The organism is Vreelandella xerophytica (genome assembly GCF_968048975.1).
Genome location: NZ_OZ309106.1, coordinates 1,277,283 through 1,296,243, shown reverse-complemented (window position 1 = coordinate 1,296,243; position 18,961 = coordinate 1,277,283). Strand labels below are relative to the sequence as shown.

The following is an 18,961-nucleotide window of genomic DNA, read 5'->3' as shown; positions in this document are numbered from 1 at the left end:
AAGGCTCCTGTCATATTGAACGTTAAGACGTCGATCTGGGGCGTTTGGCACAATAGTACCAGCCTGTGGCCAGGCCCACGAGCAGCCCGCCCAGGTGCGCTTCATTGGCCACATTGCCAAAGCCCACGCGCTCGGCAAGTGAGGTCATGGTGAACACCATCCAACCCAGCATGAATACCACGAGCATCTGGGGTACAAAAAAGCCGCTCTGGGGTCGCCGGCGTGAAATGAGCCATACGTGCCCCAGAAGCGCATAAACCACGCCCGACATGCCGCCGAACAGTGCCGTACCGGTGGCGTATTGGGCCAGGTTCGAGCCGATGCCGGCCACCAGCAGCAGTAAAAACATGGTCTTGCTGCCTTGCAAGAGCTCCACCTGTCGGCCGAAGTACCACACCCACATCAGGTTGAAGACCAGATGCATCAGGCCAAAGTGCATGAAGGCAGGCGATAGAAGCCGCCATAGCTGCCCGGCTTTGAGCGTCTCCATCAGACTTGCCGCCACCAGCTCGTTGTTGACAACCCACACAGGCACGATGGTAAGGCTTGTCAGCACGCCTTCGCCCAGGGTATTCATCATCAGAAATATGAGCAAGCTAAGGCCGATCACCAGTACGGTGACTGGAAGACGACGCAGCAGGTTACTCCCCTGCGCTCGTTGGCTGCGCCTGGGGCGAGCCCCGGTAATCAACGCCTCCCCCTGCTGCCAGCGTCTCACAAGCGCAGTCAACTCGGCTTTCTGGCGCGGGTCGGCTACCCAGAGCGTGGGCCCTTCAGGCTCTTCGGTAATACGGTGGCCGATACGGTAGTGCCACAGCGCTTTACGCAGCTCGCCGGTATCGGCATCGGCGGGTAACAGCATCACAGGGTGCATAACACCTCCCTCAGGGCGAAGCGGTCGGTTCGGATTGCCTGCTCTGCGCGGTGACTTTTATTCAGGCATAAAAAAACCGGCGGAGGGGGCCGCCGGCTTAAAGCAAGGGATCATTCAAGGGAACACTTACTCTGATAGCCGACAACGGGGTTAGTTCAGCAATTTTGAAAAAAAGATGTTTTTTATATTTCCACGATTAACCTGGATTAGAAAACGTTATTTAACGCCCTGAAACACCGTAGCTCTCCTCACGATGAACATCGACCCAGACAAAGCGGTCAGCGCTCAGTTCGCGCTCGCCATCGTAGCGATAGGCTACCAGACGCCCATATTTCACGGCGCTGTAATCCAGGCAGGCAATATTGTGCGTGGGTAGCGCGGGCACACCCTCGCACCAGTAATGGCCGATAAACAGCACCGGCTCGTCAGGTCCATAGTAGCTTAGCCGCGCGTGCTCCCTTTCGCTGAGCGGGCGGGTTTCCAGATGCCCGGGGAGATTATCCGGTTGAAAGACTACATCGCCCCACTGTTGGGGATTTGCCGCCCAGAAGTGCGCGCGAAAGCTTTTTCGGGTAAAACCGTCACCGGAATGGATGGCGATGCCCTCGGGCAGTGAAATGTTGGGCCCTCGGGTCAACCGGTCGACGATCCTGAACGCCTCAGTCGAGGGATCGGTCGACTCTTCCAGCATCCTATCGTCGATGCAGGCGCTGGGAGCGCGCGCCTTGAGCGCTTCGATCAGCGCCGCATCCCAGCAGGCGTGAACCACGCGAAAGTCATCTATTTCCAGAAACAGTGGCAAGGTCTTGAACCAGGCAAGCGTATCCTCCCACTCGTTGGTGTGATCGCGATACTGATCCAGGGTATCGGCAATGATGCGGTTGTGGCGCGGCGTATGCTCTCTGAGCCAGCGCCTGGCACTCCCTTCCGGGGCGGGATGGGTATAGGCCAGGGCGTTATGTTCGTGATTACCCATCACGATGTAGGCCTCGTTTTCATCCACCATTCGTCTGGCGATCTGCACCGCCAGACGAATGCGCGGGCCGCGGTCGATCAAGTCGCCCAGGAAGATGACCTTGCGCGTGGGATGGCGATAGACGCCGCCTTGATTGCGATAGCCCAGTTTCTCGAGAAGCGTCGCCAGGGTGGCACCGCAGCCGTGGACATCGCCGATCAGATCATAACCGTTACTCATCAATCCCCCAGCCGGTGGCTCCAGCCCAGCTTGCTGCGCAGGACATCGTAGAAGTTGTGTCCCAGCGGGTGAACCAGCTGAACGCGCGCCGGTTTTCGCGTAATCACGAGCACGTCATCAGGCTTTGCCACGGCACGGGTCTGGCCATCGCAGCTGACGTGCGGGTAGGAGTGGTTGGTCTCGCCGATATGAATGCGTATTTCACTGGCCGCGTCGATCACGATCGGCCGGCTTGACAGCGTGTGAGGAAACATCGGCACCAGCGTAATGACATCGAGCTTGGGGTGCATGATAGGGCCGCCACCGGAGAGCGCGTAGGCAGTCGAGCCGGTAGGAGTGGCGACGATCAGCCCATCGCTTCGCTGGCTGTAGACGAACTGACCGTCCACGAACAGCTCGAAATCGATCATGCGTACCGCCTTGCCCGGATGCACCACGACTTCGTTGAGTGCGTCGCCATTGCCCACCGCCACACCGTCCCGATAAAGCACCGCATCCAGCAAGAAGCGCTCCTCCACCTCGTACTGGCCCGCCAGCACCTCGCCGACCCGGGTCTCGAGCTCATCCGGCGAGATATCGGTCAAGAACCCGAGCCGCCCGCGGTTGACGCCAAGAATAAGCGTCCCGCTGCGGCAAAGCGCGCGCGCCGCGCCCAGCAGGCTTCCATCGCCGCCTATCACGATCACCAGATCACACAGCTCACCCAGCATCCGACGACTGGTCTCAGGCTGGCCGTGATGCGGCATCATGGTAGCGGTACGATCCTCGATCAGCACGTGATAACCGTGAGCCGTCAGGTAATCCACCAGCCGGGCAAGCGAATCGATCACCTTGTCGCTACCCAGCCGGCCGATCAGGCCGATCGTCTTGAACGGTCGGTCGCTTTTAGTGTGTGTCATGGCGGACGTACTGGTTGGCGTGGGGGACATGGGCGGCTCTCGCGGTCGGTAACCCCCATTATGAAGATCCCCCGGCGTGCGGGCAAATCCTGCTCTGAATCAAGACGCCGCGAAGCCATGGAAAGCCGCGGCAGCGTCGAGAAAAGTCAGTCAAGAACGGTTGAAGCGGCCTGCAAGGGCGTTACCCGGTCAGGCCAGGGATACTTGACGGCGCTTGAGCCACCAGTGATTCAGCCAGAGCGACCCCAGCATGATCAGCGCACCAAGCGCCAGCCGGCCAAGATCCACATCCCGGTTCCAGATCACGACGTTGACCACAAGCCCCGCAGGCACCAGTAAATTGTTCATTACCGCAAGCGTCCCCGCATCCACCTGGGTGGCCCCCTGGTTCCAGGCGAAATAGCCGATGCCGGAGGCCACCAGGCCAAGCCAGGCCAGCACCCCCCACTGTACCGGCGTGCTGGGCAGCGCCTGGGTATTGCCAAGGAGCAGAAAGACCGGCAAGGCCACAATGAGTGCCCCGACGAAGAACCAGCCGAACACGTTGTGCAAGGGAAGCGCCCGGGAGTGCCTGGCGACGAGCCGGCGATAGCCCACCTGGCCAATCGCGAAACAGAGATTCGCCCCCTGCACGACCAGAAACCCCAGCCAGAAGCCGCTATCCACACCGTCGTAGCGAATGACGCCCGCACCGACCACCGCCAGTACCGCCGTGACTAGGTAGATCGGTGTAAAGCGCTTGAAGAGAAGATCATCCAGCAGTGCTATATAGACAGGCGTGAAGATGGTGAACAGCAGCACTTCAGGCACCGAGAGCAGTAAGAAGGAGTGATACAGGAAGGTGTACATCACCCCAAGCTGCAACGCCCCCAGGGCCATCAAGACGACTCGGTCGCGCCCTTTGAGAAGACCGGGACGCAAGAACGGCAGAAACACCAGCAGCGCCAGCGACACCCGCACCAGTACGGCAAAGTAGTTATCCACCTGCCCGGATAGATAAACGCCGATCAACGAAAACGAAAACGCCCAAAGCGCGGTAACGCCTACCAGATAGCCCATTGTCAACCTCATTATATTTCAAGGTTGACAAAAGTACACCACAAGCCCCACCACGGTAAACAAAAACTAAGACGAGGGTTTACGGCTTAATACCCAGTTGAGTGCGTAGACGACGCCAGGCAGCCAACCCAGAAGCGTGAGCAGTAGCGCAAGCGCTACGCGCTTCCCCCCTGCCCCGGTCAGCCCGACGCCAAGTGGGGGCAACAACACGGCCAATGCCACGTAGGCGGCCTTGAGCCCGGCCGGTTCGGCCGCCTCAATCTCGGTGGGCACTGCCTTGGCGTTCTGTCCTGGCGTCAACGCAGCTTCGGGAAGGCCTTGGGTAGTCGAGGCAGATGCGGGATCGAAGTGCCCGACGGGCTCTTGCCCAGGGGTAGCCCTTGGCGCGTCGTGCACGGCCGGCTCTTTCTGAACGAGGGCCTCTCGGCGCTCTCGCTCCACCGCCTTGCGGTGAGCCTCCTTGTCGATCTTCTGCTCCAGCGTTTCAGCGTCTTCGGCCAGATCAGAGTGATAACGCTCCCAGTCTTCCCAGTCGTAGGGCGTGCCGGATTTCGGCCGTTCGCCGCCAGCGCCTCGGGCTCGAGCCCAGGCTTTCTCCTCAAGGGTATTGGGCCGGTCGGGATCTCGGTCGATCCCGACGCCATTACGGCTCATGTACTCGCGGGCATCCATAAACGGCTCCTCTGCTTGGCCCTCGACGCTTGGGTTTACCCTGAGCGCTTGGCGCCTTGATGATCCATCAACCCCCTTTACCATGTGGGCACTCTGCAAAGAGTCAAACTTAAAGAGGCAAACATTGCGGTCTTGCCCTCTTCTGTCTGCTGCTCTTCTATCTACATCTACTCATCTTCTGGATAGCCCTTTTCTGCCTTGCCTGCCAAGCCCAGCCACCGCGCTTTGAAAACATGGCCCTGAATGCAAGGCGCTCGAAATAGCAGTAGTATAGACAGACAAAAAAAACCGCTGCCAGATGGCAGCGGAAGCAAGGGATCGAAAAAGAAGCCAGTACAACACTTCTAGCGACTACTGTCATAGCGACTGCTATCGCGTGTTGCCTGTACACTATCTGACAGTGAATTGAAAAAAAGTTCTCAAACTCACAAAGTTTTCGCCGTTTTTGCCTCAGGCCAGGCAGATGACAGATCGAAAAGAGGCGGTTAGGAGCACACTATGGCGCTTTATCTACTCGTGCTTGGCGTTTGTCTATTGGTGATCGGCTCGGTACTGGTCATTCTGATGATGGCTGGCACCCCGCGCTATCGCACCGAGCCCAAGGACCTGCTGGCGCTTTTTGACAAGGCGCTTGACAGCAAGGTCAGCGAGACGGAGTGGAACGCCATGATCGGCTACCCTATTCGTCATGACGAGTATCTGGACAGCGTGCGCCGACGGGCGTCGCATTTGATGGAACAGTACGGGCGGCGCTGGCAAATTGCCCAGGGCAAGCCGCTTTTAAACCCCGTCGGCCAGGAAGAGCTGAAGGCGTTGCGCGATCATCTGGCCGCCCACACCGCTCTTCGTCGGCAGTAAGGCGCTTGCCTGAAGCACCTTGAGAAAAGGAGCTGCCCATGCTCAGCACCATTCGCCAGATCCCCCTGGAAAGCGCGGTCCAGCATCACGCCCACGACTTTCACCAAATCGTGATCACCCTTTGCGGCTCCTCCGAGTTTGAAATCGAGGGATTGGGTGGACGGGTCAACGCGTTTTCCGGATGTATCGTGCCGGCCAACCACGAGCACTATTACTCCGGCCAAGGTTACAACCGCCAGCTCATCTTCGATCTGCCCGAAGACGCCCCGGCGCTGACCGGCGAGCATCGTGAGCTGATCGCGCTTTTCGACGTGCCGCGCTTTTTCGCACTCGACGGTTCGCTGCGCCACTACCTGGCCTTTGTCGAAAGCGAACTTCTTCAGGGATTCAGTACCGGTACAGCCGCTTATCAGTCCGACCGCCTGGCTGCCACCCTTCTGGGCGCCTTGAAAGCCCGGCTTTCCACCCCGCTTGCCAGCAACAAGCGTCAGCTCGATCTGGCCCCGATCGATCGTTTTATTGCCCTTCATCTGGCCGATGAACTTCGCGTGGCGGACCTGGCCAGGATCGCCTGTCTCAGTGAGGCGCATTTCTCCGAGCGTTTTCGCGCCCAGACAGGACTTTCGCCCTGGCAGTATGTGCGGCGCAAACGGTTGAGTGCGGCGCGGGAACTGATTGTCCAAAGCCAGCTTCCGTTGACCGACATCGCCATTCAGACGGGGTTTGCCAATCAAAGTGCACTCTCTCATGCGTTTCGGCGAAGCTATGGTCGATCCCCTCGCGCCTTCAGACAGCAAAGCGAAGGTGCGCGGGGGCTCGATACCGGGCAAAAAGGCGTCCTGGGCGCCCGATGAACTTTGACTATCCAGGCGGGTGATCAATGTTCAAATGGCCAAGGTGTCGACGTTTTTGTGATCAATACTTGAACAGCAAAGAGTGACGAAGCGTTACGCTTACCGGGAAATTGACACGTTTTGCCACGAAACCGACATACACCCGCAGGCCAGGCACTCTACATTCATGCGTTATCGGGCATACCGCCCTGCCATCTTTCGTTCTTTCAGATTACGGGGGCCACAATGCTCAACGCCAAGAAAATGCGTGATCCTGCCATCTGGCAAACCGACCTTGATTCACTGCTGGCGACCGTCAGCGATCATTATATCGTCGATGAAGACAGCTACGTCGCTGAACTGATCAAAGTACTGGATGCCGGTCGCGAGGACTTCGAGCGCATCGGAGTCAACACGGCAGAGCTTGTGCGCGATGTGCGCAAGATGGATACCGCGGTCGATACCATCGACGAGCTTCTACAGCAGTACAGCCTGGATACCCACGAAGGGTTGATGCTGATGTGTCTGGCCGAGGCGATGCTGCGCATTCCCGACAAGGTGACCGCCGATGCGTTGATCGAGGACAAGCTGGGTCCTGCCGACTGGCAGTCCCATGTGGGCAAGAGCGAATCATGGATGGTCAACGCCTCGACCTGGGGGCTTTTGATGACCGGCCGGGTACTCAAGCTTGATCACCCCCGGGAGGGCCAGCCCGCCCACTTCATCAACCGCATGGTCAACCGTCTGGGCGAGCCGGTGATTCGCCGCGCCATGGTCGAGGCAATGAAGATCATGGGCAAGCAGTTCGTGCTGGGACGCGATATCAATGAAGCGTTGAAGCGCTCGAAGCCGCTGTTCAACCAGGGCTACACCTACTCCTACGACATGCTGGGCGAGGCGGCGCGGACCCGCGATGACGCCAGACGCTACTTCGACGACTACGCCCGCGCCATCGAGCAGGTCGGCAAGACCTCCCAGCGTCTGAGCGACAAGACGCCCAAGCCATCGGTATCGATCAAGCTGTCCGCCCTGCACCCACGCTACGAGTTCGGCCGTCGCGAGCAGGTACTGGCCGAGCTGGTCGACACCGTCATCAAGCTGGTCACCCGCGCCCGCGAGCTGGACGTAGCGCTGACCGTCGATGCAGAAGAAGTCGATCGTCTGGAGCTTTCGCTCGAGGTGTTCCGCGCCGTTTTCGAAAGCAGCGCCGTCAAGGGCTGGGGCCACTTTGGCCTGGTGATTCAGGCCTACTCCAAGCGCGCGCTGCCGGTGCTTCACTACATCAACCGTCTGGCGGATCTCCAGGGTGACGAGATCCCCCTTCGCCTGGTGAAAGGTGCCTACTGGGACAGCGAGATCAAGGAATCCCAGCAGCTCGGCGTGGACGGCTATCCGGTTTACACCCGCAAGGCGTGCACCGATGTCGCGTATCTTGCCTGCGCGCAGTTCTTGCTCTCCGACGATACGCGCGGGCGCATCTTCCCGCAGTTCGCAACCCATAACGCCCACACCGTCACCGCCATTGTCGAGCTTGCCCAGCACGACAACCGTGCGTTCGAATTCCAGCGGCTGCACGGCATGGGCGAGGCACTTTACGATGCCGCCTTGAAGCGTGCCCCGAAAGGCACCTATTGCCGTATCTATGCACCGGTGGGCGCGCACAAGGATCTGCTTCCCTACCTGGTGCGCCGTCTGCTGGAAAATGGTGCCAACTCCTCCTTCGTCCACCAGTTGGTCGACCCGGACGTACCCGTGGAGTGGCTTTGCCAGCATCCCATCGAGACGCTCAAGCAGTACAACACCCTGGCCAATACGCGCATTCCGCTGCCCAAGGATATCTATGGGCCCAAGCGACGCAACGCCCGTGGGGTGAACCTGAACATTCGCAGCCACTTCAATCCGTTGATGGAGAAAATGTCGGCGTTCATGGATAAGCAGTATGCGGTCAAGCCGCTGCTGGCTTTCGATGTCAAGGACGATGCGGCGAACACTCACCGGGTCAGCTCGCCGTTTGATCATGGCCAGAGCGTCGGATCGGTGCAGTGGACCAGCCAGGAGCAGGCGACTCAGGCGCTGAATGCCGCCTGGGCGGCCTTCCCCCGCTGGGACGACACGCCGGTGGCCGAACGCGCAGCGATTCTGCGCCGCCTGGCCGACCTGCTCGAAGAGCACATGCCGGAGCTGATGACGCTTTGCTCCCGCGAGGGTGGCAAACTGCTCACCGATGGCGTGGACGAGATCAAGGAGGCGGTGGATTTCTGCCGCTATTACGCCATGCGCGCCGAGGAGTCCTTCGGTGAAGTCATCGAACTGCCCGGCCCCACGGGTGAATCCAACCGTCTGACCATGGGCGGCAAGGGTGTATTTGCCGCCATCAGCCCCTGGAACTTTCCGGTCGCGATCTTCTGTGGCCAGATCGTGGCCGCCGCCGTCGCCGGCAATACCGTACTCGCCAAACCCGCCGAGCAGACCTCGATCATCGCCCACCGGGTCATCGAGCTTCTCCATGAAGCCGGCATGCCGCGCGACGTGGTACAGCTTCTGCCCGGCGACGGCCCCACCGTGGGCAGCGTGTTGAGCAGCGATCCGCGTATTACCGGCGTGGTCTTCACCGGCGGCACCGATACCGCGCATGTCATCAACCGCTCGCTTGCCGCCCGCGAGAACGCGCCACTGCCCACCTTGATCGCTGAAACCGGGGGCATGAACGCGATGATCGTGGACTCCACCGCGCTGCCCGAGCAGGTGGTGGTGGACGTGATTCAATCGGCGTTTCAAAGTGCGGGCCAGCGCTGCTCGGCGCTCAGGGTACTTTACCTGCAAGAAGACGTGGCCGACCGGGTCATCGAGATTCTCAAGGGCGCCATGAATGAGCTTCGCATCGGCGACCCACGAGACCTGGGTACTGACGTGGGCCCGGTCATCGATGAAGACGCCCGCAAGGGACTACTTGCCCACATTCAGACCCTGAAAGACGAAAACCGCCTGATCGCCGAGACCCCCATGGCCGCCGAGCATACCCAGAACGGCACCTTCGTGGCGCCGGTCGCCTTCACCATCGACAGTATCGATTCACTCACCCGCGAGCAGTTCGGGCCGATACTGCACATCGTGCGCTACAAGGCGCGAGATATCGATCAGGTCCTCGATACCATCAATGCCCGGGGCTACGGGCTGACCTTTGGCGTGCATAGCCGTAACGAATCCTTCGCCGCTGACATAGCGAAGAAAATTCGGGCAGGCAATGTATACATCAATCGTAATATCATTGGTGCCGTCGTGGGTGTGCAGCCCTTTGGCGGGCAGGGGCTTTCCGGCACCGGCCCCAAGGCGGGCGGCCCCCATTACCTGCAGCGCTTTGTCACGGAAAAGACCGTCACCAACAACACCGCAGCGCTTGGTGGCAACGCCTCGCTGCTGGCGCTGGGCGACGAATGATTTCATCATCAAAGTAGTGCAGTAACCTTGTAGTGCAGCAATCTTGATGCTCACCCCCCTTTCGGGGGTTGAAATACATGTAACGTCGCATCAACAACAATAAGTGGCGTCGGAACTTCCGACCGGATCAACAGGGGAAATTCAATGGAAACTGGCGTCTGGATCAGCCTTTTCGCTTACTTTGCGCTCATGATCGGCATAGGAGTCTATGCCATGCGCACCTCGACCTCTACCTCGGAGGATTACGTGCTGGGCGGGCGAAGCCTGAGCCCGAAAGTGGCGGCACTCTCTGCCGGCGCATCGGACATGAGCGGCTGGCTGCTGCTGGGTCTGCCCGGGGCGATGTTTGTCTCGGGTCTGGGGTCGGCCTGGATCGGTATCGGCCTGTTCGTGGGGGCGTTTTTCAACTGGCTGCTGGTCGCGCCCCGGCTGCGGGAACAGACGGTTCATTACGGCAACGCCATCACCATCCCGGCGTTTCTGGCCAACCGCTTCCCTACCCGGGCCATGTCGCTTCGAACGGTCTCGGCGATCGTCATCGTCATCTTCTTTGCGGTGTATACCGCGTCGGGGCTGGTAGCGGGCGGGCGTCTTTTTGAAAGCGCCTTTGCAGGTGTCATCAATATCGGCGGGTTCAGCGACTACGGCACCGGCATCATCATTACCCTCGGCGTGGTACTGATCTACACCGTGGTAGGCGGTTTTCTGGCCGTGAGTATCACCGACTTCGTTCAGGGCTGCATCATGATGCTGGCGCTGATCATCATGCCGGCGGTGGTGCTGTTCGGCGAGGGCGGAGGTGGCTTCACCCAGGCCTCGCAAACCCTGAACGAGGTGGACCCCACGCTTCTTTCCTGGACCGAGGGGCTGACCTTTATCGGCTGGCTCTCGGCGGTGACCTGGGGGCTTGGCTACTTTGGCCAGCCGCACATCATCGTACGCTTCATGGCCATTCGCCGCCTCAAGGACGTACCCATCGCCCGTAACATCGGCATGAGCTGGATGGCGATATCGCTGATCGGCGCGGTGTCGCTGGGTATCTTCGGTCGCGCCTACGCCATCCGTAACGGGCTGGAAGTCGAAAACCCCGAGACGATCTTCATCATTCTCTCGGAGCTTCTCTTCCACCCGCTGATCACCGGCTTTTTATATGCCGCGCTGCTGGCGGCGGTGATGAGTACCATCTCCAGCCAGCTGCTGGTGGCCTCGTCATCGCTGACCGAAGATTTCTACCGGCTGTTTTTGAACAAGCAGGCTTCGGAAAAGCAGACGGTCACCGTGGGACGTATCAGCGTTGCCCTGGTGGGTATCGTGGCGGCGATCATCGCCTCCGACCCCAACTCGCAGGTGCTGGGGCTTGTGAGCAACGCCTGGGCGGGGTTTGGTGCAGCGTTCGGCTCGGTGATTCTTCTGTCGCTGATGTGGTCGCGCACCAACGGTGCCGGCGCCATTGCCGGCATGGTGGTCGGCGCGCTAACGGTCATCGTCTGGATTGCGCTTGGCTGGAACAGCGAATTCATGGGCGGGCCTGGCGTCTACGAAATCATTCCCGGCTTCATCGCCTCGCTGCTGGCCATCGTCGTGGTCAGCCGCATCACCGCCGATGCTGGCGAGTATCGACATATCGAGCGCTAAGCGCTGGCTCGGTACTTTTCAAAGGCCACCTTCGGGTGGCCTTTTTGATGTCCTATTGCGCTGGGTCAATAACCTCCCTGGCTCACGGCGATACCCTGTCCTGACGATTACAACCCGACCCGCACATTGATTGAAAAGGAGTATCGCCATGGGCCACACCAAGCTCACCACCCTCGTGACCGCCGGACTAGCCGCAGCCGCGATTGTCGCCAGCGGCCAGGTCTTCGCCTACGGAGCCGGGGACTTCTACACCCGCGTCGGGGTCGCCAAAGTATCGCCGAAAAGCGATAACGGCGTGCTGGATACCGCATTGGGAGATCTTGATGTCAGCGTTCAGGACAAGACTGATTTCGCGTTCACCCTGGGGTACCGCTTTCACGACAAGGTGGGCGTTGAGCTTTTGGCCGCTCTGCCCTTCGAGCACGATATCCGTCTTGACGGTGCCAATATCGCTTCTACCAAACATCTGCCGCCCACATTGACGCTCCAGTACTATCCGCTGGGCGGTACACTCTCGCGCGTACAGCCTTATGTGGGGGCAGGTATCAATTACACGCGCTTCTCGAGCGAGCAGGTGGACATTGAAGGGGTGGGCCTGCACCTGGATAACACCTGGGGCGCTGCCGGCCAGTTGGGGGTGGATCTTCTGGTGGATGAGCACTGGGCCCTCAACGCCGCCGCCTGGTACCTGGATATCGACAGCGATGCCACCGTGGCAGGCAGTGCCGCCGGCAGCGTCGAGATCGACCCGGTCGTGGTCATGGCAGGACTTAGCTACCGTTTCTAATCGTCATGACGGTTATTCACGGAAAAACGGCCCGGCGCTCTTGCAGCGCCGGGCCGTTTTGCATAGTCCGTTTTACCACGTGCGTTTTACCTTGGACCTCTTACCTTGCACATCTCGACTGGCACGCTTGCCTCGCACGTCCTGGATAAGAACGACAGGGCTTTCAGCCTTCGGTGACCAGCGTATCAACGCGCTCGACGGCCTTTACCACCAGAAGCTGATGGTTGGCGCGCACCTTCTCCTGCTGCAGATAGACGGCGACCGCCGGGGCGACCTCGCACTTGGCGGGCATGGGCGCCTGGGCGTCGACCAGCGCGTTCAGCCTTGCAACAAACACGTAGCGCACCCACTGAAGCAGTGACATGGTATCGACACAAAAAGGCTCGCGGCTTTCAAAAGCCTGGGGATCAGGGGCGGGCATACGCCATAGATCTGCCGCTTTCATCGCGGCTTCCAGCTCGACTAGCGCTTGGCGAAGCGATTGGTGAACGCTCATAGGCTCCTGGGGAATCGGTACATGGACATATCATTATCGCCTTTCTGTGAGCAAGTTGCCATTACCCGGGACGTTGTGCATAACGTGCGTCAGTTACTCACAGATTCACAGAAAACCTGCAAGAGACTGTGGATAAACTATGGAAAGATGACGTAGAGCTAACAGGCATGGGGGCTGGGCCAAGTTGTTCAATTTTTGACCGCTAAACTCAGGCTGACACTGTCCGCCGGTCAAGGTAGAGTGCACCCTCGCGATAGGGAAGGAAGACATGCAAGCATTGACCACTCTCGATGAGTTCTTCAAGCGAAGCGGCGCCGAGGTGTCGTTTTATCATATGGGCCGACGCGTGGCGCCCTGCGCCCGAGAGACATTATCCTCCTTCGAGCGCAGCGAAGCCCCCTGGCCCGAGCCCTGGCAAGGCCAGGCACGCATTGCCGCCGTGTTTCGCCTGGGTGACATGAACGAGCCTGCCATCTGGTTTCTGGCCCTGCCCCTTGATGAGCAGGGTATGCTCTCCCCCGCCTCGCGCGACGGTTTTTTGAACCGCCTTCTGGAAACCCTGGGGCGTAACGTGAATAGCCTGGGCCAGAGTGATGCCAAAGGGGATCACTTCATGAAGGACAATCCCCTGGCCTTTACGCCAAACCTTCACTTTCAAGCGATGCTCAACGCCCGGGCCACGGCGGATCATGGGCGCGCTGCCAGCCAGCATTACGAGCCGGTAGAAGCCTATTTGAGCGGTCAGCAAACATTTGATTGGCAAGCGTTAGGCTTGCAGGGCATTGCCGATTACACTGTACGTAGCGACGCTCCCGCCCAGGATCGGCTGGCCCGAATGATCAGCCAGCAGCGTCTGGAGGAGGAGGTGATTCGTGCGCTATGCCTTTGTCTTGAACACTGCGTACTGAGCGAGTCGCTTGTTCAGGCGCTGATCGAACAAGGTGAACGCTCGGCAGGTGCGGGCGATGTCGAAACCCTGTGCGCCTGCGTGCGCGGCGTGGGTAGCAGCCCCAGCCAGGCGGTCGGCGCGTGGTACCAAAGCCTGCTTGAAGATCCCGCGGCGTGCGGGCCGGATCTTCTGGCCGCCATTGCCGGGCGGGGCTGGACGCAATTGGAGAACGCCGAACGGCTGCCGCTTTACCTCGAACGCCTGGCCGAGCAGCCGCATACCAACTTTACCGCCGTGGTGCGCGATATCGCCCTGATTCCCAGGCTCAGACTGCTGGTCTTGACGATGCTGCGCGACGCACCCGAAGGCGGCGCGGTTCAAGCCCGGCTGGCAAATATCACCTTGCGCCACTAACGTTACTGGATAACTGGTTTTCTCATAAACCCGAGACTCTGGCGCACGAGTCAGGCTTGGCAGTGGCTAATCTTTTGCATGTAAGGAGCAACCGTGAAGGAACTACCCTACCAGGCGAAAGCCGTAATCGGGCGTCGTGAAATGGTGACGCTCCCTGAACTTGGACTTCACCTTTGCTGCAAGGCCGATACCGGCGCACGCACCTCGGCGCTGCATGCAGAAGAAATCACCACCGAAGAGGACTCGAGCGGCCAGCTCTGGATCAGCTTCATCACCCATAGCGGCGGACCGGACACCCCGGGACACCGCTATACGGTCCACCTGCACGACCGGCGACGTGTCACCAGTTCCAACGGTCATAGCGAATGGCGTTACGTGATTCGCACACCGCTGCAGCTGGGCGATCTTCATTTTCCCGTTGAACTGACCCTGACCGACCGAAGCAATATGCGCCACCCCATGCTGCTGGGACGCCGCGCCATGCGACGTCTGCTCGTCGCTCCCGGTGCGGCTTTTTTGCACGGCGAACCCTAACTTGATAACAAGCCCTCTTAGCCCGGAGTCCTGAATGCACATTGCTCTGCTTTCTCGTAATCGCAACCTCTACTCGACTCGTCGGCTAGTCGAGGCGGCTGAAGCGCGTGGTCATACCGCGCGGGTGGTCGATACGCTGCGCTGCTATATGAGCATTGCCGCTCACCACCCCTCCATCCATTACAAGGGTGCCGAGATCGAGCCGTTCGATGCAGTCATACCGCGTATCGGCGCATCGGTCACCTTCTACGGCTGCGCCGTCCTGCGCCAGTTCGAGATGATGGGTACTTATGTCGTGAACGACTCGGTAGCCATTACCCGCTCGCGGGACAAGCTTCGCTCGCTGCAGCTGCTTTCGCGCAAGGGGCTGGGGCTGCCGATCACCGGGTTCGCCCATTCACCGGACGATATTCCCGACTTGATCACCATGGTCAAAGGCGCGCCATTGGTGATCAAGCTTCTGGAGGGCACCCAGGGCATCGGTGTGGTTCTTGCTGAAACCAACCAGGCCGCTGAATCGGTGATACAGGCCTTCATGGGCATGAAAGCCAACATCATGGTGCAGGAGTACATCAAGGAGGCCCGTGGCGCGGATATACGCTGCTTCGTGATCGGCGACAAGGTGGTGGCTACCATGAAACGTCAGGCCGCCGAAGGCGAGTTCCGCTCGAACCTCCACCGAGGCGGTACCGCCAGCGTGATACGCATTACCCCGGAAGAGCGCTCGACGGCGATCCGCGCCGCCAAGGCAATGGGATTGCGCGTGGCGGGGGTGGATCTGCTTCGCGCCAACCATGGTCCGGTCATCATGGAGGTCAACTCCTCGCCGGGTTTGCAAGGTATCGAAACCGCCACCGGCATGGATATTGCCGGCATGATCGTCGAGCACATCGAGAAAAATGCGACCCCGGTGCGTAAAGCCCCCCCCAAGCCTAAAGGCTAAAGGCTAAAGGCTAAGGCAAAAGGTTAAAAATAATCCTTTCAGGGGTGGCAAAACTTTGCCACCCCCGCCACAATTTGCGTCACCGAAGGAGGTAGACGCTCATGTTTCTTGATAATCGCCAAGTGGCGATGGACAGCGTTCTTGAAGCGCTGGCCGACAGTATCGACTATTTTCAGGACAATCTTGAACGCCTGCGCCCCACGCTGCGCGATGTGTTGAAGCCCTACTATACCGAGCGGCTCAAGCAGATGCGTGCACTCCAGGCGCTTGCCCGTACCCATCTGAAGATGCTCCCCCGCGATGCCGACATCGAGCGCGATGACTTCCTGTGGCTCTGGAGCCGATTGAAGAGTTTTGTGGGCAATGACAGCCAGGTACTCATCAACGAGCTTCTGGAACAGGAACGCGTACTGATGCAGGCACTTTCGACGCTTTTCACTCACCCGCTGCCCGAGCCCATCGAACCGGTCATCGATGAGTGCATGAAAGCGTGCCGCCAGCTGATTCGCGAACTCTACAATCTGCAAAAGCAGCGCGTTAAACGCTGATAGCCCGCCCTTTATCGGTCGTTCGCCTCTTTCAGCGACACGTGTGCGCCTGCCTCTTTTTCAGCCTCTCTTTCAGTACGTTCAGGGCTGAACGAGGGCCCGACTTGCGCCTCCTGCTCGGTAGCTGCCCCTTTCGTGGGCGTTTCATCGACCGTCAGCTCTTCGACACCTACTTTTTCACCACCTGACTCAGCAACACCTGCGTGCTCACCACCTGAGTCCTCAACACCTGCGTTTTCAACCCCTGAGTTTTCAACCCCTATCTCCTCATCGGCCACTTCATCAATGGATACGTCATCTGCGGATACGTCATCAATAGGCACATAGTAACGAAGCGGCGTGGGCGTCTGGGGCGCCGACTCTTCGGGAAAAAGCTCGATCGGCTCGACCGGCCCTAGAAAGTAGGGTTCGCGCCCCCAGACGTAAAGATCTCCCAGGGTGGCTACCCGGGCTACCCATTCGCGCAGGCGCAGACGCCACTCCCCCGCTGCCCGGTGCTGCTCCGCCACGCAGCCGGCAACGTCCATTCCCAGCGAGCGGCCAATGTAGATCGCCCGAGGCAGATGCCAGCTCTGAGTAACGAGCAGCGCCTCATTTAGCTGAAAGACATCCCGGGCGCGCACCAGCGTGTCGTAGGTACTGAAGCCGGCAAAGTCCAGCGTCATCTGGGTGGAGGGCACGCCCCGGCGGTGCAGATCGCGCCACATGGCCCGGGGTTCGTTGTAGGCCTGGGTACGGTTATCCCCGGAAAGCAGCAGATGATTCACCCGGAAACTGTCGATCAGCCCTGCGGAGGTGCGCATGCGTGCATTGAAGTGAGGGTTTCGCAGGCCGCTGCGGGTCCAGTGCGACGTACCGAAGACGACCGCGACGTCGCTTGCCCGGCACTGCTCGAGGCGGCTGTCGATATAGCGAGCAGTGCTGGCCAGTACCCAGGCATTACCGGCCAAGAACACGAATGCCGCCAGTAGCACAAAGGCGACCAGCGACATCAGAACCGACTTGATTGCTCGCATTGAAACGCTAGACATCCAGCTCCTCGGCCGGGTTAGAACATGCCGAGCTCAAGCTTGGCTTCATCACTCATCATTTCCCGGCTCCAGGGTGGGCTGAAGACGATTTCCGTATGTACCTTGCTGATCTGCGGGGCGCCAAGGATCTTGTTGCGAGCATCGGTGGCAATTACATCCCCCATGCCGCACCCTGGGGCGGTCAGGGTCATGCGAATGGTCACCATGCGCTCGCCGCTGATCAGCCGTTCGATCCGACACCCGTAGACCAGGCCAAGATCGACGATATTGACCGGAATTTCCGGGTCGAAGCAGGTGCGAAGCTGCTCCCAGACAAACGTCTCGATCTCTTCTTCACTTGCCGTCTCGGGCAGCGTAGGCGCGGGCAGGGATTCAAGACCCAACGCGTCCAGGTGACGCCCCTCGATGAGGTAGAGACGCCCCTCGAAACCCACGCTCACAGTGCTTCCCTTGGCCTGCATGACGCTGACCACGCTATCCTCGGCGAGCGTTTGCGTACTGCCAAAGGGAATGGCGATCGCCTCCACGTCGCGCTGAAGCGGTAGCTGCTGACCGCGAGTGAGACTGGCCACTTGCTCGATATCCATAATCGTTATCTCACCATGCCAATGACGCGTTTGAGTGCTGCGACAAACGTATCGACCTCGTCCAGCGTATTATACGCGGCAAACGATGCCCGGCACGTCGCCTCTACGCCAAAATGGTGTAAAAGCGGCTGCGCACAGTGGTGCCCGGTACGAATGGCCACCCCGAGCTGGTCGATCAAAAGTCCGATATCCTGAGAATGCGCCCCGTCGACCACAAACGAAAGCACCCCGGCCTTGTGTGGCGCGGTACCGATGATCCTGAGCCCGTCGATATCGCTGACGCCCTGGGTGGCGCGATCCAAAAGCGTGGCTTCCCACTGACCGATGGCGCTTACCCCGACGCCTTCCACCCACTCAAGTGCTCGCCCCATGGCAATAACCTCGGCGATGGCCGGGGTACCTGCCTCGAACTTGTGGGGCGTGTCGGCGAACACGGTGCCGGCGTCAAACGAGACGGTCTTGATCATTTCGCCGCCGCCTTGCCATGGGGGCATGGCATCAAGCAGCGCCTTCTTGCCGTACAAAGCGCCTGCGCCGGTGGGCCCGTACACCTTATGACCGGAGAAGGCGTAGAAGTCCGCGTCCAGATCCTGCACATCGATGGTCTGGTGTGGCGCGGCCTGGGCGCCGTCCACCAGAATCAGCGCATCGTGCTGGTGGGCAAGCCGGGCCATTTCCTTTACCGGGTTGATGGTGCCCAGAGCATTGGAGACGTGATTCACCGCGACCAGCCGGGTGCGCTCGCTCAAGAGCGCCCGATAGGCCGCCATGTCCAGCGCACCATGCTCATCCACCGGGATGACCTTGAGAGTAAAACCGCGCTCGGCAGCCAGCAACTGCCAGGGAACGATATTGGAGTGGTGCTCCAGCATCGAGATCAGCACTTCGTCGCCAGCCGTCAACGTCTTGCGCCCCCAGGTTTGCGCCACCAGGTTGATCGCCTCGGTGGTGCCCCGGGTAAAGATGATTTCACGCGTATCGTCTGCGTTCAAAAACGCCTTTACCCGGGCTCGGGTGCCTTCAAAGGCCGCCGTCGCTTCATCGGCCAGTGTATGCAGGCCACGATGAATATTGGCGTTATAGCGCGCGTAGTAATCGCTGAACACGTCGATCACCTGCTGAGGCGTCTGGCTCGTCGCGGCATTGTCCAGATACACCAGCGGCTTGCCATGTACCTCCCGGCGCAGTACGGGAAACTGTTCGCGCAGCGCCATAACATCGAATAACGCCTCGGGTACCGAGCGCGTCTCAATCGCGGTGTCGGACATA

At 59.8% G+C, this 18,961-nt stretch carries 17 protein-coding genes and 1 pseudogene; 9 read left to right on the top strand and 9 right to left on the bottom strand.

From position 1 onward, the window contains the following. Positions 1-22 precede the first annotated feature (22 nt). From ACWF8S_RS06175 to ACWF8S_RS06155, 5 genes are all read right to left on the bottom strand, one after another. Positions 23-874: a rhomboid family intramembrane serine protease gene (locus ACWF8S_RS06175; RefSeq protein ID WP_447555961.1), complete on the bottom strand. Its 852-nt coding sequence runs from the start codon at positions 872-874 to the stop codon at positions 23-25. Between the two features lie 220 nt (positions 875-1,094). Further along, on the bottom strand, positions 1,095-2,069 hold the full coding sequence (locus tag ACWF8S_RS06170) for a metallophosphoesterase (RefSeq protein WP_447555960.1): 975 nt from the start codon (positions 2,067-2,069) through the stop codon (positions 1,095-1,097). Next, positions 2,069-2,998 carry an NAD(+) kinase gene (locus ACWF8S_RS06165; protein WP_447555959.1) on the bottom strand — a complete coding sequence of 310 codons (930 nt, stop codon included), beginning with the start codon at positions 2,996-2,998 and terminating at the stop codon, positions 2,069-2,071. Before ACWF8S_RS06165 ends, ACWF8S_RS06170 begins: the two co-directional genes overlap by 1 nt. 159 nt (positions 2,999-3,157) lie before the next feature. Beyond that, complete coding sequence (locus ACWF8S_RS06160) at positions 3,158-4,027, bottom strand: carboxylate/amino acid/amine transporter (protein WP_447555958.1); 870 nt, start codon at positions 4,025-4,027, stop codon at positions 3,158-3,160. A gap of 66 nt (positions 4,028-4,093) precedes the next feature. After that, on the bottom strand, positions 4,094-4,699 hold the full coding sequence (locus tag ACWF8S_RS06155; protein ID WP_447555957.1) for a YqaE/Pmp3 family membrane protein: 606 nt from the start codon (positions 4,697-4,699) through the stop codon (positions 4,094-4,096). 498 nt (positions 4,700-5,197) lie between these two features. Between ACWF8S_RS06155 and ACWF8S_RS06150 the strand changes: the two genes are divergently transcribed. The 5 genes from ACWF8S_RS06150 to ACWF8S_RS06130 all read left to right on the top strand — a co-directional run bounded on the left by ACWF8S_RS06150 (position 5,198) and on the right by ACWF8S_RS06130 (position 12,250). Beyond that, positions 5,198-5,557: a hypothetical protein gene (locus ACWF8S_RS06150; RefSeq protein WP_447555956.1), complete on the top strand. Its 360-nt coding sequence runs from the start codon at positions 5,198-5,200 to the stop codon at positions 5,555-5,557. 38 nt (positions 5,558-5,595) lie between these two features. Beyond that, the gene (locus ACWF8S_RS06145; RefSeq protein WP_447555955.1) at positions 5,596-6,411 is read left to right on the top strand and encodes a helix-turn-helix domain-containing protein; all 816 of its coding nucleotides are present in this window, start codon (positions 5,596-5,598) and stop codon (positions 6,409-6,411) included. Positions 6,412-6,636: 225 nt separating this feature from the next. Next, positions 6,637-9,828 carry a bifunctional proline dehydrogenase/L-glutamate gamma-semialdehyde dehydrogenase PutA gene (putA, locus tag ACWF8S_RS06140; RefSeq protein WP_447555954.1) on the top strand — a complete coding sequence of 1,064 codons (3,192 nt, stop codon included), beginning with the start codon at positions 6,637-6,639 and terminating at the stop codon, positions 9,826-9,828. A 144-nt stretch (positions 9,829-9,972) separates the two neighbouring features. Then, positions 9,973-11,463 (top strand): sodium/proline symporter PutP, encoded by a 1,491-nt coding sequence (putP, locus tag ACWF8S_RS06135; RefSeq protein WP_447555953.1) that lies wholly within the window; start codon positions 9,973-9,975, stop codon positions 11,461-11,463. 148 nt (positions 11,464-11,611) lie between these two features. Then, positions 11,612-12,250 (top strand): OmpW/AlkL family protein, encoded by a 639-nt coding sequence (locus tag ACWF8S_RS06130; protein ID WP_447555952.1) that lies wholly within the window; start codon positions 11,612-11,614, stop codon positions 12,248-12,250. 163 nt (positions 12,251-12,413) lie between these two features. Here the strand turns inward: ACWF8S_RS06130 and ACWF8S_RS06125 are convergent, their stop codons facing one another. After that, entirely contained in the window at positions 12,414-12,746 is a 333-nt protein-coding gene (locus ACWF8S_RS06125) for a YqcC family protein (protein ID WP_447555950.1), read from the bottom strand. Between the two features lie 268 nt (positions 12,747-13,014). Here ACWF8S_RS06125 and ACWF8S_RS06120 point away from each other — a divergent pair, with 268 nt between their 5' ends. The 4 genes from ACWF8S_RS06120 to ACWF8S_RS06105 all read left to right on the top strand — a co-directional run bounded on the left by ACWF8S_RS06120 (position 13,015) and on the right by ACWF8S_RS06105 (position 16,074). Beyond that, positions 13,015-14,049 carry a DUF3549 family protein gene (locus ACWF8S_RS06120; RefSeq protein ID WP_447555949.1) on the top strand — a complete coding sequence of 345 codons (1,035 nt, stop codon included), beginning with the start codon at positions 13,015-13,017 and terminating at the stop codon, positions 14,047-14,049. 93 nt (positions 14,050-14,142) lie between these two features. Further along, positions 14,143-14,583: an ATP-dependent zinc protease family protein gene (locus ACWF8S_RS06115; protein WP_447555948.1), complete on the top strand. Its 441-nt coding sequence runs from the start codon at positions 14,143-14,145 to the stop codon at positions 14,581-14,583. 34 nt (positions 14,584-14,617) lie between these two features. Beyond that, on the top strand, positions 14,618-15,526 hold the full coding sequence (rimK, locus tag ACWF8S_RS06110) for a 30S ribosomal protein S6--L-glutamate ligase (protein ID WP_447555947.1): 909 nt from the start codon (positions 14,618-14,620) through the stop codon (positions 15,524-15,526). Positions 15,527-15,627: 101 nt separating this feature from the next. Then, positions 15,628-16,074 carry a hypothetical protein gene (locus ACWF8S_RS06105; protein WP_447555946.1) on the top strand — a complete coding sequence of 149 codons (447 nt, stop codon included), beginning with the start codon at positions 15,628-15,630 and terminating at the stop codon, positions 16,072-16,074. Positions 16,075-16,442: 368 nt separating this feature from the next. On the opposite strand, the pseudogene ACWF8S_RS06100 reads toward ACWF8S_RS06105, so the two are convergent. From ACWF8S_RS06100 to ACWF8S_RS06090, 3 genes and pseudogenes are all read right to left on the bottom strand, one after another. Beyond that, positions 16,443-17,105: pseudogene (locus ACWF8S_RS06100) on the bottom strand (SanA/YdcF family protein); the annotation flags it as partial. Between the two features lie 17 nt (positions 17,106-17,122). After that, positions 17,123-17,692: a putative Fe-S cluster assembly protein SufT gene (gene sufT, locus ACWF8S_RS06095; RefSeq protein WP_447555945.1), complete on the bottom strand. Its 570-nt coding sequence runs from the start codon at positions 17,690-17,692 to the stop codon at positions 17,123-17,125. A gap of 5 nt (positions 17,693-17,697) precedes the next feature. Further along, entirely contained in the window at positions 17,698-18,960 is a 1,263-nt protein-coding gene (locus tag ACWF8S_RS06090; RefSeq protein ID WP_447555944.1) for a SufS family cysteine desulfurase, read from the bottom strand. Position 18,961: the final 1 nt, after the last annotated feature.